The sequence below is a fragment of the Vibrio sp. OPT24 genome (assembly GCF_015163545.1).
Lineage (GTDB): Bacteria > Pseudomonadota > Gammaproteobacteria > Enterobacterales > Vibrionaceae > Vibrio > Vibrio cyclitrophicus.
The window spans coordinates 133,788-149,407 of the sequence record NZ_JADDYI010000081.1 but is presented as its reverse complement, the minus strand read 5'-3'; the positions used below and the strand labels follow the sequence as shown (position 1 = coordinate 149,407).

The window sequence follows — 15,620 nt, the reverse complement described above, 5'->3', positions numbered from 1 at the left end:
GATTTTCATTGTCTACCCCGGAAAAAGCTTAAAGATAAATGCCGTAATTTCAACTTATCTGGGAGTGCTTGCGTAACGTGAACTTATCAAGCAACACAGGCGGAATAATGATGACCGAATATTTTACGAAGGCCACTAATGTCACCACTGCCACAAAGCAGCCTAAAACAAAGTCATGAACATCAACGAGCACCAACCCGAGCAATCGATCACAAGCGACCGCAACTACGGCAATACTGAGCGCAACTATCCATTTACTGTGCTGATAAGGTAACGGTTCCATTGTTTGGCTGACGAAATATAAAAGTAGTAATCGCAATATGTAAGTTCCGCAGAGGACAACAATAACCCCCCATACGCCATAACTGGGCGTCACGGTGACATAACCAATAGCGGCCAAGATCGCGCATCCACCTTGAATCCACATTTGCGATTGACTTGATTTCCCACTGAAACAACCAAGATTCAAATAATCACCTGCGTTCTTGATAACACTAATGGCAAGCAATGCGACAACAATCGTACCCGAATATTGATAGCTGCTTGGCAGAATTAAAGCGATAAAGCCTGGAACAGTTAAAATCATCAAAGCACCCAATACGATGGCGAAATTGACGCCAACTAAGGCTTTGTCTGCACAATCCTTACTACCTCCTGATTGCTGAAGAATGGCGACACGGTTTGGGAACCACCACAGTGCATAGGGTTGCAATAACAATCCAAGGATCAACGCAAATTTACCACTGACTGCATAAATCGCCAGTTCTTCGACTCCAACGAAACTTGCCATTACCCAACGATCTAACCCCATGATCATATACATTGATGCCCCTCCCACCAAAGCGGGTAACCCAAACTTCAGGATCTTGGTTGAGTATTTAAAACAACCAAATGTTCCCATCTCTTGCCATTGATAGCGCACTAAACAGATCATTAGCAGCAAACTCGATACCGCTGCCGAAATCAACACACCATCAATACCATATCCGGCCTCAAGCAATGCAAAAGTCATCACGGCTTGAACACCGGCTTTCAATACATTAAGCAGGCAAAATTGTTTCGCCATCGCGTTCATTCGCATTAAGGTCAGAGGAATAGAGATTGCCCCATCAAGCATTGTAGGAATGAGTAGGATAAAAATTTGGTAGGGTTGAAATTCGACGGGTAACATTAAAATCAATAGCGGCATGCTGAGCGCAATTAATAACCCTCCTAGCACGCACACCAAAACACTTAGCGTAAAGCAGTTAGAAACGAGTTCCCGCTTTTCATCGCCATCGGACACGCCCACATAACGATACATTGCCTCAACGATACCAAAGCTAAACAATATCGTTCCAATGTCTGCTAACAAGACAATCGCTTCTAAAGAACCATATTCTGCTAGTGTCATTTTGTGAGTAATGTAAGGAATCATCACAAGTGATATCCCTTTCATCATCACAATACCAATAGCGTAATAGGCTGACTGTTTTAATGAACCCATAGCGGTCACCTATCCTTTACCCTGCTGGCGTTAGGAAACTTTTACAGTCTCTGATTAGGTGTAGTAACGTTCGTTTTTGAGGAGCCAAAACCAAAGATCTAAAACTGTAAGCGGCCGCCTGTCGGTTGTGTTGTAGGCTTCGGTAATAGTCAGCGTAACCTTCAAGTATTCTCGCCTTTGCGATCTTGAAACTAGAAGAAGGTAGGTTCCAACGTTCACTGTCATTTTGGTAATGCTGAAGAATAGATTCTATAGACTGCAAATTCCTCAGCTTGAAGCTTTCCGTTTGAGTAACAGAATTCGCTCTCATCAAGTAACCAACTTGCACTGAATTCAATACGCCAATCTGATGATTCTCACTCACGCGAAGCCAAAGCTCCCAATCTTCTCCGTAAGTAATGTCCGCGTTAAAAGTGTCTGTTTGCGAAAAGACATCGGCTTTCACCATCACTGTCGATGTGCCAATCACGTTATTTTCAATAATAAACTCTAGTGGGTTTTCAATATTAAAGAATAACTCGTCATGATCTTGAAACTGCGACCAATAACTGAAGCAGTCGACAATCACTTGGTAGTCTTCAGTGAGATGCTCGTAGTTAGTAAAACTCATCGCCAGATCGGGGTTCCGCTGATGGAATTCAAGTTGTCGTTCAATTTTTTCAGGGAACCAAAAGTCGTCAGCGTCTAAAAAAGCGATGAATTCACCGGACGCTTTTTCGATCCCTAAGTTTCTGGCTTGAGGAGCACCTACGCCCAACGTCGATAACTTTATAATTCGCTCATCGTGTATCGAAGAAAGATAAGTTGACGTCCCGTCATTGCTGTTATCGTCAATAATGATCAGCTCAAGGTCTTGATGAGTCTGCTTGAGTACGCTGCCGATTGCCTTCGGCAGGTAGCCCAAACAATTATAAGTAGGAATAACAATACTAACTTTAGCCATAGTGACGATCTCAGATTTATATCTTACACAGCATGTCTGCATATCCTGTGCCGAGTATTCCTCACTATTAAACTGGCCTTATATCAGCACCCTACGTATCTGTTCGCAAAATGACGAACAAGCACTGTCGACACAGAAATTCAAATATCCAATTTGACTACCAATTTGAGAAAATCAAAAGCGATCTGACGATAACAGCAAAAAACCGTTAAAAAGCACCTCTTCAGTACCCTCTCATCTTGGTTCGTATTTTGCTTAAACCATTGTAGTGGCCGATACACAAGGAGAAGAAAATGAAAAAAGTAGCATTTATAGCGCCAACCTATCCTGTGCTCAGTGAGACCTTCATTCAAACAGAGGTCGACTCCGTGAAAGCGTGTGGGCATCAGGTATGCGTAATGGCATTCGAAGTAGAAAAAAGTAAAAAAGCTTTCGACTATGACATTGTCAAAATTGGCAAGGATGTTCGGGCGGGCAAGATAACTAGCATCAATTGGGTGGGTTTTGTCAAAGCACTTTCGTTTGTCTCTAAGCAGACTAGCATGCCGAAGAAGTCACTTTTTGCTTATGGGTTTAAGCTGGCTTTACAACTTGCAGAAAAAGACGTCAACCATGTTCATGCTCATTTCTGCCAACACACCACCGCCCACGCTATAGTCGCCGCTAAGCTTCTCAATATAACGTGTTCGTTTGTCGCCCATGGTCATGATGTTTACGAATTCGCTTACGATATTGAACGTAAAATTACATCGAGTGATTTTGTGGTCGCAGTCTGTAAAGACATGCTCACAGACTTTAATCACATGGCCAAAGGAAACATAAAGCTCCTACATTGCGGTGTAAATACCAAGCAATTCCGGTTACACCCAAAGACTGAAACCAAGCAGCTTCGTTTTGTTTTCCTGGGAAGACTAGTTGAACAAAAAGGTATCCACTTTCTCATTGACGCTTTAGCACCGATAGCCGAGCCTCTCGACATTCATCTCGATATCGTTGGCACTGGAGATTTAGAGTCGCAGTTAAAAATGCAAGTAGAGCAACAAGGGTTAACTCGAAATGTCACCTTTCTGGGCTCAAAGCCTCATGAATGGGTAAAAGAAAACCTTCCGCATTACGATTGTTTAGTCGCTCCTTTCTGTTTTTCAGAAACAGGTTGTGTTGATACTGGGCCGTTAGTACTAAAAGAAGCTATGGCTGTCGGAACCCCCGTGATTACAACCAACATTATGGGCTGTAAGGAGATTGTCACACCTGATACTGGCTTTTTAGTGAATGAAAAAAACGTCGACGAGTTAAGAGAAAGCATTGAGCGTTTTGCGCAATTAAGTAGTAATGACAAAATAGAGATGGGCATGATGGCAAGAACAAGAGTAGAGAAACGCTTCAACTCTCTTAAACAAGCTCAGCAGCTGTCTCACTGGATAGAGAATCCAGTTTAAGATTGTCTATAAACACGCAAATAGGTGTGCAATGGATTAGAAGCTAAACAAAAAACCATAGCGTCACATTGATACACACTGTAACGCTTTAGTTCTATACACCATGAGTCTGAATAGAAGTAGCCCAATAACGCTGGGCTATAATGATTCCTTTGACTAAAACAGTTTGTCGTGTGCTCTTAACCCGCTCGCAACGCTAAAATCTCAGTAAGATCGTCCGTCTCTGTATATTGACTCAGGCCTTGTTCTTTCGATGCAATCGCAACGATAGACATTCGGTCTGCAAGTTCATTACCTTCAATACCAACGTGACCGTTAACATGATAGATAGTGATTTGAGAAGCGATCTCTTGGTACATTGCATAGGCTGGCATGATGATATCGAGGTTTTTAATCTCACCACCCGACTTCGTCCAGCCCTTTTTCTCCCAACCTGAAGCCCACTTGGTAATGCAGTCAATTGAGTATTTTGAGTCACAATAAATCGCAACAGACAATCCAGCTTGCAGTTTTTCTTTGGCGAGTATAAATGCTTGCTTCAAACCTTGTAGCTCTGCGGTATTGTTGGTGCCCGTAGCTTGGTACAAGCCATACCACAATTCCGTTAACTCATTATTTAGATAAACCGCTAAACCTGTACCGGCCTCTCCAGGGTTTGGCTCACAAGCACCATCAGTAAAGATCTTGATGTCAAAAGGCATATCAGTGATTTGCTGCTCCGAAAGCGGCGGAGTTTTAGCTTTGCTCGCCTTACTTGTAGCACTTGGTTTTACGGATGTAAAATTATAAGTTGGAGCAGACACAGACGACTTTTTACCACCGAAAGCAGATTCAGCTTCACCTAATGTGGGAAACGATTTGTATCTCGCACCGGCAAAACCATCAACTTGCGATTTACATTCATTCCAAGTGGTAAAAATACCCGGTGTACGACCTTTCCAAACCACATAATATTTCTTAGCCAAACTAACTCCTTACCAGAACCTTAAAACACGATCCCCACACCAAAATGATTCTGCTGTGGGGATATTATTATGCCTGATTATGTTCGCAACACATAAATCATTACATAGAAGGCACACTGTGTTGTGAGAATAGATGCGTTGTCAATCAAGTATAGAGCGCTAATTTTAATCACAACCTGAAAGCATCCATCTAATTAGGAGCCTCTATGTTCCTTAAGATCCTGTTTTAATTTGGAAGTTAAAGTTTGAATCTTAGGTATAACTTGCTGCATTACCGACTGAGTCATAATCATTGACTCTGTTGTCACAGTTGGCATCTTTTTCAGAATACTCTTACCATGTTCTGTTTTGTAGAAATCGATCATAGCCTCGACCTCAGCTTCAGTGAACTGCTCACTGTAGATCGTTACAATTGTTGGCTCTAGCTTTTTCCAACTCATCTCTTCTTTCATCAAGTCATTCATGCTGTGATAGTATTCATCAAAAATATCTCGTTCTGAGTCTGAAACCTCGAGTTCTTTAGACATATCAGCCATCATGCTATCCATTTGAAGGAATACCGCGTCCAACGTGGAATCGACATCCATGATCTGAAGAAGCTCTTTTACTAACGCTTGCTTCGTGTCCTGTGCAGCTGACAATTGTAGCGGAACTAGCAGAAAGAAAATGGCGAGAAGTTTGTGCATTATTAAGTCCTTTGGGCGATTTATATTAGAGAAAAGATTCGTTCGATTTATCACTAAGTGATTGTGTGGCTCAACACAAATTACATATCAACCTTTTGAATTAACTATAAATTTACTTACTTGCAATTCATAATTAAAACAGATTAAACCACACGAAAGCATATGTAATCAAATGCATCTAATCTTAAACCGCACCATTACGAAAATATACGAAGGACATCACTGAAAGCAGCTCGTTTCAAAAGATCACTGTGTTTTAGACATACCATGTCTTTTAAGCAGGAAATTAAAGGAAAAGAAACTCAACTGCGACTAAGTTATAGAACAAAAACACGGCCATACTGACTCCAATCGTTAACAGCACATTTCCTGTTTTCCATATCAGTAACCCAGTCACAAGAGCGCCGATTAAATATGGGTTTTCGAGGCTTGGCCAGAATGATTGCTCAGGAGCGAATACAATCGGCCCCCAAATAGCCGTTAATACAGCGGGGCTTGAATATCGCAGTAGGCGCCTTGCCGTACTATTCAGCCGAAGAGGAATTGAAGGCTCTAGAAACACATACCGACTAAAAAAAACAATCGCTGTCATGAGCAATATCGATAACCAAATCACGCTGATTCTCCTTCATTCGCTTGTTTCTGACCATTGTGTCGTTCAACAAATGATTCACTAATGAAGCCCGCCAACATACCTGAAATCGCAGCAATCATCAGCCCCCCTTCAACCTGATTGACCGCCATTGCCACAGAGGTCACCAATGACACCACAACACACACCACCGTTGGCAGTGTTCGAATCAAAGGAAAAACCAAAGCAATGAAAGTTGCGGCGACCGCGAAATCGAGGCCAATTTCGTTAAGTGATGGAATTTGACTACCTGCGACAATGCCGACAAAGCTGGCAATATTCCAAACGAGGTAAAATCCGCCACCCACGCCCGCGGCATACCAACGATTAAACTCTTGTTGGGATTGCCCACTGCAAATCGCGAACAGTTCATCAGTGAGCCAAAAACCAAGCAGTAAACGCCAACGTGCAGGAAGGTGACTAATTTTGTCACGCATAGAGACACTATAAAGAAAGTGTCTTGACGTAATAAACAGCGTAGTTAACAACATAGTCCCTAAACCAATACCCGCTTTAAACATACCCGCAGCCACTAGCTGAGCTGAGCCCGCAAATAAAATGGCAGACATAGCCTGAGCTTGAAGCTGATTCAGTCCAGCATCTATCGCATACGAGCCTGCTAATATGCCCCACGGTATGACGGCAATACTTAACGGCATCGCTGCCATAACGCCTTTCCATAACTGCGTACGTTTATCCATTGTGTTGTTATCCATATTCTCTTAGTTCTCGTTACATTGGTTTTCCACTGTAAAAGAGCGCTCACTTATTCGATTGTACAAAGTTGCTTTGTCACAAAAGCTAAGGTACCAAGTCAAAGCAATCAAATTAAATCAACGCATCTTAATGTACTGACCTGGAGTGTAACCGTTGGCTTTCTTAAAGTGCCTATGAAAATGACTTTGATCGTGAAAACCACACTCTTGCGCGGTATCCGAGATCGAATGCCCTTGCTTTAACAATTTACGCGAAAGCCTGAGTCGGGATTGAATTTGATATGCATGTGGCGGAAGACCAAATTCTTTTTGAAAGGAGCGCACCAAGTGAAATGGACTTAAAGCCGCAAGCTTCGACAATTCTTCCAATGACACATCTGCTTGTGGAAAATCGTCTAAAAACTCTTTCACTAGAACAAGTTGGCGTTGAGTTTTTCCATCTAACAGAGGCTTAAGGCTCGACTTCCCATGTCGGCTAATCAGTTTAACCAACATCCCGTACATCAAGGTTTCTCTTAGCAGGCGATTATCTGATTCATCAATCGTGTTGAAAACTAATCTGAGTTGATTGGCGAGTTCAGGGTCTTCAACCACCGCTCTAGGAAAGTAAGGAGCCCCATAATTCGGCAGATTGAGTTCCTGCGTGATTTTGGCAAGTTGTTCTGGCAGTGGATACATTGCACGATACGCCCAGCCACCTTCGGTAGCAGAATGACCGCTATGAACTTCATCAGCATTGACCAGAATGATCGCATCTTGAGGCGCGACATGATGCCCTCCGGTTCGATAGAAGCGCTGAGCCCCCTGCTCAATCACACCGAGTGTGTAACCTTCATGGCTATGACGTGAGAAGTTCTGCTTTTCATATTCTGCATTGAGGATTTCAAGGCCACCGAGCTCTTCTGTGATCTTGTATTCGGCTTTCTCTTTAGAACGCTTTTTGTTATCCATAACCATCCCCAAGCCTGTTAATTATCGAGCGACTTATCAGTCTACTCTATAGGCTCTCGCAACTTTTGTACAAAATTGCGCATTTGGTCGTTTAACAAGAAGGTCAAGAAACAACAGAACACAACAACCTACCACTTAGTTGGTACAAAGATCTCATTGCGTCATGGATTGAATTAAAATTGACAATTTTTAACGTCATCCATCCTCATAATCGACACCAAACTCCGTTAGTTCTCTTAAAAAGCCATGAAACCAACACCAACCTTGATTATTTTATTTCTGTTAAACCTGACAGGATGCACGCACAATCAGTCAATACCTACCCACAGTCGATGTCCAACTTTCAACTGTGCGATACTTTATATTACGGGCGCTCAAGTAACCAAACACTCGCCGCAATTGGCAGCGAGTTTAATCGAAGAGGGTTGTCAAAAAATTGGTGCGATACCGAAACCAACAAACTGTATTTCACAAAGACAGTAGATTGGTTTGCGGGGCAAATAGAACACAAAGAAGATTCAGTGGAAGAAGCTTCTGCTGTTGTGCTGCCAGCTAATTAGGATAAATAAAATCAGTTGCATATTAAAAGGCGATTCAACGAAGTTACACACTGTACTTATACCAACTCATCTGCATATTTGAGCCTTATTACAAATTTACCCACATTTATATTGATAAATATTAACAAGTAGTTAACTATCGATATCCATTACTACTATAAGGAAATGAAAATGAAATGGATATTAGTTGCATTCGTCAGTGTTTTCTCTGTGTTCACATACGCAAAAGATTGGAAACAGATTCGTTTTACTGTTGAAGGGGCTTACCCACCATTTAGTTGGACAACACAAGATGGTCAGCTTGAAGGGTTCGAGGTCGATTTAGCCAACGCGTTGTGTATTGAGTTGGGTGTCAAATGTATTATCTCAAAAACAGATTGGGACGGTATTATCCCGTCACTCTTAAGTCGTAAGAATGATGCGATAATCGCAGCAATGACAATCACCGAAGAACGTGAAAAGAAAGTTAACTTCACCATCCCATATGCCAAAGTACCTACTCGCTTTGTGATGAAAAAAGGCAGAGAGATCAACATGGATGATGACAGCTTGAATAACCTGACTATTGGGGTTCAGCGGGCAACGATTGGTGATAAATATCTTTCTGAGATATACCCAGATGTAGACATTAAACGTTATGGCTCATTCGATGAAGCCTTTACTGATTTACTGAACGGTCGCCTTGATACTGTGTTTGGTGGCTCAATGGGACTCAACACAGGCTTCCTTGAAACGGAACAAGGCAAGGACTACCATTTTACCGGCCCTAAATTTACAGAAGAGAAGTGGTTTGGTCGAGGTATTGGCGTCGCTGTTAGAAAACAAGATAACGAATTGAAAGATCTTATCGATAGCGGGCTACAAAGGCTGATTGACAATGGTCAGCACCAAAAAATTGCGAGCAAATACTTTTCGTACAGCATTTACGAATAGACTAGAGTAAAAAGTGAACTTCACTACTTACAAGTATTGTTCACTTTTTTAAAGCTACAGATAGCAAAAAGCCGCTCATTAAGAGCGGCTTTTTTTATGGGTGGAAGCCCCAGCCACATCCCGGCACACACGTCGCCTGCTGCGGCTGCTCCCTTCCAGGCCTGACCGAGTTCACAAGTTAGTGTTGCGGGAGGACCAGAGCCTCCATAGATTCTTTTTCTAAGAGGCTTGCCTCAAAGAGTGATTGGATTATTAAGCATCGCAGCAACCATTGCAAGCTCTTCGACCCTATTTTTGAACAATTGCGGTCTAAGTGCTTATCCTTTATTCAAACCACTAGAAAATCGTAGGTAAATTCACCATTTACCTACGTTCGAAGGATTTGAGCATCTTTAAGGCTAGATATCGATGTCTTCGTTATCTTCGGTACGAATGATGTAATCAGTCATCCATGCTGTGCCTAGCAAGCACAACCAAACCACAAATACCGGATTTGGAACTTCAATGCTTGGCGTGATCACCAGAGCAGCAAAGCCTACCGTAGGCAGTGTCCAACATAATAGCTTGTTCCAACGGAAGGTCTTCAAGCGTGTCAGCGTTTCCATCGACGCCATGATGCCCGTTACACACAAAGCAACCAAAGCGGCATATGGCAAGTCGGCTATCCATAATGGCAATATCAAACCCAATGACCACCAGCTGTGTCGGCTGGCTGGCTTAAGGTGATTTGCCGCCCACCAAATAACGATGATTGACAATGTTTGTAGTGTGGTAACCCATGGAACACCATCAAGCTTACCTGCCGATTGCGTAACCATGATTCCCACCTGTAAAGTGGTAACGATCAGTCCGGAAATAATGACAACGGATAAACTGCTGCGTTTTGAAAAGACAACCATCAGCAATGGGAACAAAACCCATGCACTGACCGATAGCGTGATAGGCTGTAAAGGAAGCGTTAAACCATAAGTGGTCATAGAAACAAGCAAAGCTAATCCTGCAATGCCGCCCTGCGGTAATATCCACAATGCAGGAATGACCATTGCAAGCACTGGAATGTCACCTTCACTTAAACTGATTGCTCTCGCACAAACAACCGCTAATAATGTGGTGATCAAGAACTGAAATGTTGAAAATACCATAGCCCTCTCCTTCTACCGATCCGTGGTATTAATGAACTAGGAACTTTTAGTATGGACCAATTTTTAGCCCAAATCTTTGCTGTGATTCACCAAATTCCATATGGAAAAGTAACAACTTATGGAGATATAGCACGTTTTGCAGGTTTTCCGGGCTATGCACGCCATGTAGGTAAAGCGTTAGGTAACTTACCAGAAGGAAGTAAACTACCTTGGTATAGGGTGATTAACAGTAAAGGTGAGATCTCTTTGAAAGGGGATTCATTGGATCGCCAAAAGAAGCATCTGGTCGAAGAAGGGATTGAAGTGAGTGATGCAGGAAAGATCAAACTCAGAATATACAAATGGCAGCCCTAGGGCTGCCATCCATTTCTAATTAACGAACACCAACCAAGCGCAGGTCTGCTTGTTGCGTGTTTTCTACATCAGTAATCACAGACTTAACTGTATCTGTCGTGAAGCGTAACTTACCGTCTACATGAATCGTTGCACGCATGTTGTAACGGTGGTTAGCTTGAATTTTGTTGTTGTCGTAGCTCAATTCGAATGCGAAAGGGACTTGTTTACCATCAGCAGTGAACTCTTGAGTCGCAATCACGATTGATGATGCGTCAGCAAGTGAGATATCTTCTAGCGTTACGGTAATCACGGCATTCTCTGGCAATGCAATTCTTTCGCGATAGCTTACTGTGCCTGAAATCACTTGAGTATTCTCTGCAACGGCTTCTTGAGAAGCGCTCGTTTCTGATGTTGCTTGGCAACCAACAAGTAGGCCAAACGATAATAAAGACGTAATAAAAATTAGAGCCTTTTTCATATTCAATTTCTCTCAACATGTTTGTCGGAATCGACAAATCTACGGCCTAATTATAAGAGAGCTTTCATATTCTGTCTCGAAACCCTATGATTTATTGACAGATATTTGACTAAGCTAAATCATTAGCACACTAATCTGACACCCATTTTACGAAGAGGAATACTGACGATGAGTCAACCTTTACAAGAATTACTCAGTTTACTTCAGCTTGAAAAGCTGGAAGAAGGTTTATTCCGAGGGCAAAGTGAAAACCTAGGTCTTCCGCAGGTTTATGGCGGTCAAGTATTGGGACAAGCGCTTTCTGCTGCTCGCTATACTGTTCAAGATGACCGAAGTGTTCACTCGTTCCATAGTTACTTTCTGTACCCAGGTGATCCCGAAAAGCCCATTATTTATGATGTTGAAAACTTAAGAGATGGACGCAGCTTTAGCACACGCCGTGTTAAAGCGATTCAAAATGGCCGCCCTATATTCTATCTCACGGCTTCTTATCATGGCGATGCTCCAGGCTTCGAGCACCAAAATCCTATGCCTGATATTCCAGGTCCGGAGAACTTTGCATCAGAAACTGAACTGGCAAGTCACATTGCTGAATTCTTACCTGAGAAACTGCGTAAGACTTTCTGTGGAGAAAAACCGATTGAGATGCGCCCTGTCACGGTTGTTAACCCGCTAAACCCTAAAAAGGCCGAAGCGAAGCAATATCTGTGGGTAAGAGCAAATGGCGCGTTGCCAGATAATCAGCTTATTCACCAATATTTGTTGGCCTACGCATCCGATTGGGGCTTCTTAGTGACAGCGCTTCATCCTCATGAAGTGTCCATTATGACGCCAAACTTTCAGGTCGCTACGATTGACCACTCTATTTGGTTCCACCGCCCGTTTAAGATGGATGAATGGCTACTTTATGCGATTGAAAGCCCGACCGCGGCTAATACTCGCGGCCTAGTACGTGGTGAAATTTACAACCAAAAAGGTGAATTAGTCGCGACTGCAGTACAAGAAGGTGTGATGCGCTTTACTAAATAGCGATCAAGCGCTGTTTTAAAAGCCCCAAATAAGTACGAGCAAACAAAAAGAGGCTAGGTTTATAATACCTAGCCTCTTTCTTTAATGACGCTTAAGAAAACTCGTCACTTAAAAATCAATAAAACTCTATTCAACCTCAAGCATCGGCTCGAGTTCACTTTGTACGCGCGTTTTAATGCCATCTCCCGCGTCTCGCAGTAAATTAAATGGTGATAGCACCACTCCTTTCACCGCTCCTTCTGCTGCGCCCTGAGCTAATTCTCTACTCTTATCTGCCAACAAATTCGCTTGTACCAAAATATCCGGTACTTCCGCTCTTAGCATTTCAGATTCAGTAATAATCACTGGAATGGTTTGCTCTCGATAAGATTTACTCTCAGCAAGCATTGGTGGCATCACATCGACACGATATCGCTTTAATTCCGTCAATGTTGGAGGAATCACATCGGTTCTAACTTGTTCGACTTCTGTTCGAACACTCTTAACTTCATCTAGAATGGCGGGGATTTTTCTATCGACCGATGAAACTGTGTTATTGACTTGAGCGATGGTTTTTCTAACATCTTCAACCGTCTCTAATACTTGAGGAGCAAGTTCATCAACATGCTCAGCAAATGCCAACCACTCTTCAACTTTGAGTTCCTTGGTCAGTACCGATAAGTCTTCGATCACCTGCGGGTAAGTATCAACGATTTCACCGACTTTATTGGTAAATGAGTAGATGGTGTAACCCAAATAAAAAATGGCGACCGCCAATACCAGCTGGATAGCAGTAGATACTTTTGCAAACATGAATAGTCCTTTTCTTTATCGCAGAGGCGACATCTAAACTGAGACGATGGTGAGTGTTTTATCAGACACTGCTTAAAGCGGCAATGCTGTCGTGTACTTCAATGGTTCCATCGCAAAAGTCGATGTCACGTTAGAGATACCATCAATGCTATTCACTAAGCGTTTGTAGAAATCATCAAAGCACTTCATGTCTTTCACTTGAACCTTCATCATATAATCATACTCGCCCGCCATACGGTAGAACTCCATCACCTCTGGAAATTCAGACACGGTGTTTACAAAACGACCGTACCACTCATGAGAGTGATCGCTGGTTTTAATCAACACGAACGCGGTAAAGGAAAGGTCGAGTTTTTCAGGGTTCAACAACGCGACTTTTTTCTCAATAATGCCGTTCTCTTCAAGTCGCTTAAGCCTTTTCCAACAAGGCGTGGTCGTCAAGTTGACCGCTTCAGATATGTCATTCAACGACAGCGTGCTGTCCTCTTGTAACAGCCTTAATATCTTTTTATCTACGGCATCTATCACAATTTCACCAAACCACTTTTAAAGAGAATAATTTTCTACAATTTAAGCAAAACAAAGGAAATATGGCAAAGTTTTTCTCCTTAGATATCGCTAGATTATAACCATACCAATTACAAATAATTCCTACTTAGTATCAAGAGAATGCCTATGTGTACTGACCATCAATGGATTAACAACGCGATTCGTAAAATTGAAGCTGATTACCAACGCTCAGCGGATACGCACCTGATCAAGCTCGATTTACCTAGCGTAGAAGGCATTGATATTTATCTTAAAGATGAAAGTACACACCCTACTGGCTCTTTGAAGCATCGTTTAGCGCGTTCTCTGTTCTTATACGCTATCTGTAACGGTTGGGTTGGCCCAGAAACAACGATCATTGAATCTTCATCGGGCAGTACGGCGGTGTCTGAAGCGTACTTTGCTCGCCTACTTGGTCTTCCGTTTATTGCGGTAATGCCAAAATGCACAGCGAAGAAGAAGATTGAGCAGATTGAATTCTACGGCGGCCAAGCGCACCTTGTTGATCGCTCAGATGAGATTTACGATGAGTCTCGCCGTTTAGCAGAAGAGTTGAATGGTCACTACATGGACCAATTTACTTACGCTGAGCGCGCAACCGACTGGCGTGGTAACAACAACATCGCGAACTCGATTTTCAATCAAATGCAGATGGAAGATCACCCAGTTCCAGCATGGGTAGTAATGAGCCCAGGTACTGGCGGTACTTCAGCGACTATTGGCCGTTTCATTCGCTACCAACAGCATGAAACTAAGCTTTGTGTTGTCGACCCAGAGAACTCAGTATTCCTCGAATACTTCCAAACAGGCAATGCGAACGTGAAAGGCAATACATTCAGCAAGATTGAAGGTATTGGTCGCCCACGTGCAGAACCAAGCTTCATTCCTGGTGTGGTTGACGAAATGCGTAAAATCCCAGACGCAGCAAGCATCGCAACGACACATTGGTTGTCTGATATTCTTGGCCGCAAAGTTGGCGCATCAACCGGTACTAACATGTACGGTGTGCTTCAGCTAGCCAGTGAGATGAAAGCGCGTGGAGAGAAAGGTTCTATCGTGACTTTGCTATGTGACAGCGGTGAACGTTACCTAGACACTTACTTCAATGACGAGTGGGTAAATCTGAATATCGGTGACCTACAACCTTACGCGGCGAAGCTAGAAGCTTTCTCGCAAACGGGTGAGCTGGCTTAAGATCGAAACTAGCATTCATAGCTAAGACTAGGGCGTGCTGACCTTTCGTGGTTAAATTTTGTTCGGATGGGGACGCCTAGTCAAAAGCGTTTTAATCGCGGCGAGGGGGAAGTCGCCTAGTCATTCTAAGCAAATCTCCCTCAACAAAGAGTAAAACGCTTTTTGCGGGGGCGCCCAGCTCGAACCCTCCGGGCAGCGTTTGCTGGTCATTTCTACTGCGTTATCGGCTTCTCATGTAGGCTAGCTACACATCAAAGCCTCTGCCTTGTATAAATACCCTGCAACTCGCTGCAAAAATCAGCTCGAAAGATCAACACGCCCTAAATACAAAACAAAAAAGAGCCCATGATGGGCTCTTTTTGCTATAGATAGTTTGCAGTCAGTGTCGCTTATTCCTATCTCTTTACTGCTAATGCGACAAATTATTCTGGCTTCTGCTTTGCTTCAAACGCCGCTAGTTGCTCAGGTGTCGCTTTTGGCTGATGGTTTTGTTTCCACTCATCGTAAGTCATGCCATAAACGCGCTCACGAGCGTCATCGATATCCAAATCTAGGCCTTGTTGCTCAGCTTCGGCTTTGTACCATTTACTGAAACAGTTGCGGCAGAAGCCCGCCAAGATCATTAGGTCGATGTTTTGCACATCTTTATTGCTATCTAAATGTGCTAACAGGCGACGAAAGGTTGCTGCGTCTAGTTTATCTTGTTCTTCTTGAGAAAGATCTTTGTATTTAAATTCAGCCACTTTACTTTCCTTTAGTATTTGTTTTCTTGTATTCATTCGTTGAGCTG

The 15,620-nt window shown here is 42.9% G+C and carries 18 protein-coding genes and 1 other RNA gene; 6 read left to right on the top strand and 13 right to left on the bottom strand.

Translation table 11 applies throughout. The annotated features are described in order from the left end of the window. Positions 1–49: 49 nt before the first annotated feature. Both IQO02_RS20960 and IQO02_RS20955 read right to left on the bottom strand, forming a co-directional pair. A complete protein-coding gene (locus IQO02_RS20960) occupies positions 50–1,486 on the bottom strand; it encodes a lipopolysaccharide biosynthesis protein (protein ID WP_010439664.1) in 1,437 nt (478 codons plus the stop codon). 16 nt (positions 1,487–1,502) lie between these two features. Beyond that, positions 1,503–2,429, bottom strand: coding sequence for a glycosyltransferase family 2 protein (locus IQO02_RS20955; protein ID WP_010439661.1), 927 nt, complete (start codon positions 2,427–2,429; stop codon positions 1,503–1,505). A gap of 293 nt (positions 2,430–2,722) precedes the next feature. Between IQO02_RS20955 and IQO02_RS20950 the strand changes: the two genes are divergently transcribed. Further along, positions 2,723–3,868, top strand: coding sequence for a glycosyltransferase (locus IQO02_RS20950; RefSeq protein ID WP_010439660.1), 1,146 nt, complete (start codon positions 2,723–2,725; stop codon positions 3,866–3,868). A gap of 179 nt (positions 3,869–4,047) precedes the next feature. Here IQO02_RS20950 and IQO02_RS20945 read toward each other — a convergent pair whose 3' ends face one another. From IQO02_RS20945 to IQO02_RS20925, 5 genes are all read right to left on the bottom strand, one after another. Then, positions 4,048–4,833 carry a ribonuclease H family protein gene (locus IQO02_RS20945; protein WP_010439658.1) on the bottom strand — a complete coding sequence of 262 codons (786 nt, stop codon included), beginning with the start codon at positions 4,831–4,833 and terminating at the stop codon, positions 4,048–4,050. A gap of 194 nt (positions 4,834–5,027) precedes the next feature. Next, the gene (locus IQO02_RS20940; RefSeq protein WP_010439656.1) at positions 5,028–5,519 is read right to left on the bottom strand and encodes a DUF2059 domain-containing protein; all 492 of its coding nucleotides are present in this window, start codon (positions 5,517–5,519) and stop codon (positions 5,028–5,030) included. A 286-nt stretch (positions 5,520–5,805) separates the two neighbouring features. Continuing rightward, positions 5,806–6,135, bottom strand: coding sequence for an AzlD domain-containing protein (locus IQO02_RS20935; protein ID WP_010439654.1), 330 nt, complete (start codon positions 6,133–6,135; stop codon positions 5,806–5,808). Beyond that, complete coding sequence (locus tag IQO02_RS20930) at positions 6,132–6,866, bottom strand: AzlC family ABC transporter permease (RefSeq protein ID WP_016787962.1); 735 nt, start codon at positions 6,864–6,866, stop codon at positions 6,132–6,134. Before IQO02_RS20930 ends, IQO02_RS20935 begins: the two co-directional genes overlap by 4 nt. A 117-nt stretch (positions 6,867–6,983) precedes the next feature. Next, a complete protein-coding gene (locus tag IQO02_RS20925; protein WP_010439648.1) occupies positions 6,984–7,817 on the bottom strand; it encodes an AraC family transcriptional regulator in 834 nt (277 codons plus the stop codon). Positions 7,818–8,149: 332 nt separating this feature from the next. Between IQO02_RS20925 and IQO02_RS20920 the strand changes: the two genes are divergently transcribed. Then, positions 8,150–8,377: a hypothetical protein gene (locus IQO02_RS20920; protein ID WP_102282723.1), complete on the top strand. Its 228-nt coding sequence runs from the start codon at positions 8,150–8,152 to the stop codon at positions 8,375–8,377. A 171-nt stretch (positions 8,378–8,548) separates the two neighbouring features. Then, positions 8,549–9,310 carry a transporter substrate-binding domain-containing protein gene (locus IQO02_RS20915; protein ID WP_010439644.1) on the top strand — a complete coding sequence of 254 codons (762 nt, stop codon included), beginning with the start codon at positions 8,549–8,551 and terminating at the stop codon, positions 9,308–9,310. 104 nt (positions 9,311–9,414) lie between these two features. Here IQO02_RS20915 and ffs read toward each other — a convergent pair. Both ffs and IQO02_RS20905 read right to left on the bottom strand, forming a co-directional pair. Then, positions 9,415–9,511, bottom strand: an RNA gene (ffs, locus tag IQO02_RS20910) — signal recognition particle sRNA small type. A gap of 197 nt (positions 9,512–9,708) precedes the next feature. Then, entirely contained in the window at positions 9,709–10,452 is a 744-nt protein-coding gene (locus IQO02_RS20905) for a hypothetical protein (RefSeq protein WP_016768484.1), read from the bottom strand. Positions 10,453–10,503: 51 nt separating this feature from the next. Between IQO02_RS20905 and IQO02_RS20900 the strand changes: the two genes are divergently transcribed. After that, on the top strand, positions 10,504–10,806 hold the full coding sequence (locus IQO02_RS20900) for a DNA base-flipping protein (protein ID WP_010439592.1): 303 nt from the start codon (positions 10,504–10,506) through the stop codon (positions 10,804–10,806). Positions 10,807–10,825: 19 nt separating this feature from the next. Here the strand turns inward: IQO02_RS20900 and IQO02_RS20895 are convergent, their stop codons facing one another. Further along, positions 10,826–11,266 carry a YbaY family lipoprotein gene (locus IQO02_RS20895; RefSeq protein ID WP_016768483.1) on the bottom strand — a complete coding sequence of 147 codons (441 nt, stop codon included), beginning with the start codon at positions 11,264–11,266 and terminating at the stop codon, positions 10,826–10,828. Positions 11,267–11,434: 168 nt separating this feature from the next. Here IQO02_RS20895 and tesB point away from each other — a divergent pair, with 168 nt between their 5' ends. Further along, positions 11,435–12,295: an acyl-CoA thioesterase II gene (tesB, locus tag IQO02_RS20890; protein WP_010439587.1), complete on the top strand. Its 861-nt coding sequence runs from the start codon at positions 11,435–11,437 to the stop codon at positions 12,293–12,295. A 126-nt stretch (positions 12,296–12,421) separates the two neighbouring features. Here tesB and IQO02_RS20885 read toward each other — a convergent pair whose 3' ends face one another. Together IQO02_RS20885 and IQO02_RS20880 are read right to left on the bottom strand one after the other, a co-directional pair. Continuing rightward, on the bottom strand, positions 12,422–13,087 hold the full coding sequence (locus IQO02_RS20885; protein WP_010439584.1) for a hypothetical protein: 666 nt from the start codon (positions 13,085–13,087) through the stop codon (positions 12,422–12,424). A 72-nt stretch (positions 13,088–13,159) separates the two neighbouring features. Then, complete coding sequence (locus IQO02_RS20880) at positions 13,160–13,615, bottom strand: Lrp/AsnC family transcriptional regulator (protein ID WP_010439581.1); 456 nt, start codon at positions 13,613–13,615, stop codon at positions 13,160–13,162. Between the two features lie 147 nt (positions 13,616–13,762). Here IQO02_RS20880 and IQO02_RS20875 point away from each other — a divergent pair, with 147 nt between their 5' ends. After that, complete coding sequence (locus tag IQO02_RS20875) at positions 13,763–14,830, top strand: PLP-dependent cysteine synthase family protein (protein ID WP_010439578.1); 1,068 nt, start codon at positions 13,763–13,765, stop codon at positions 14,828–14,830. 422 nt (positions 14,831–15,252) lie between these two features. Here the strand turns inward: IQO02_RS20875 and IQO02_RS20870 are convergent, their stop codons facing one another. Continuing rightward, positions 15,253–15,573 carry a DUF1244 domain-containing protein gene (locus IQO02_RS20870; protein ID WP_010439576.1) on the bottom strand — a complete coding sequence of 107 codons (321 nt, stop codon included), beginning with the start codon at positions 15,571–15,573 and terminating at the stop codon, positions 15,253–15,255. Between the last annotated feature and the right edge of the window lie 47 nt (positions 15,574–15,620).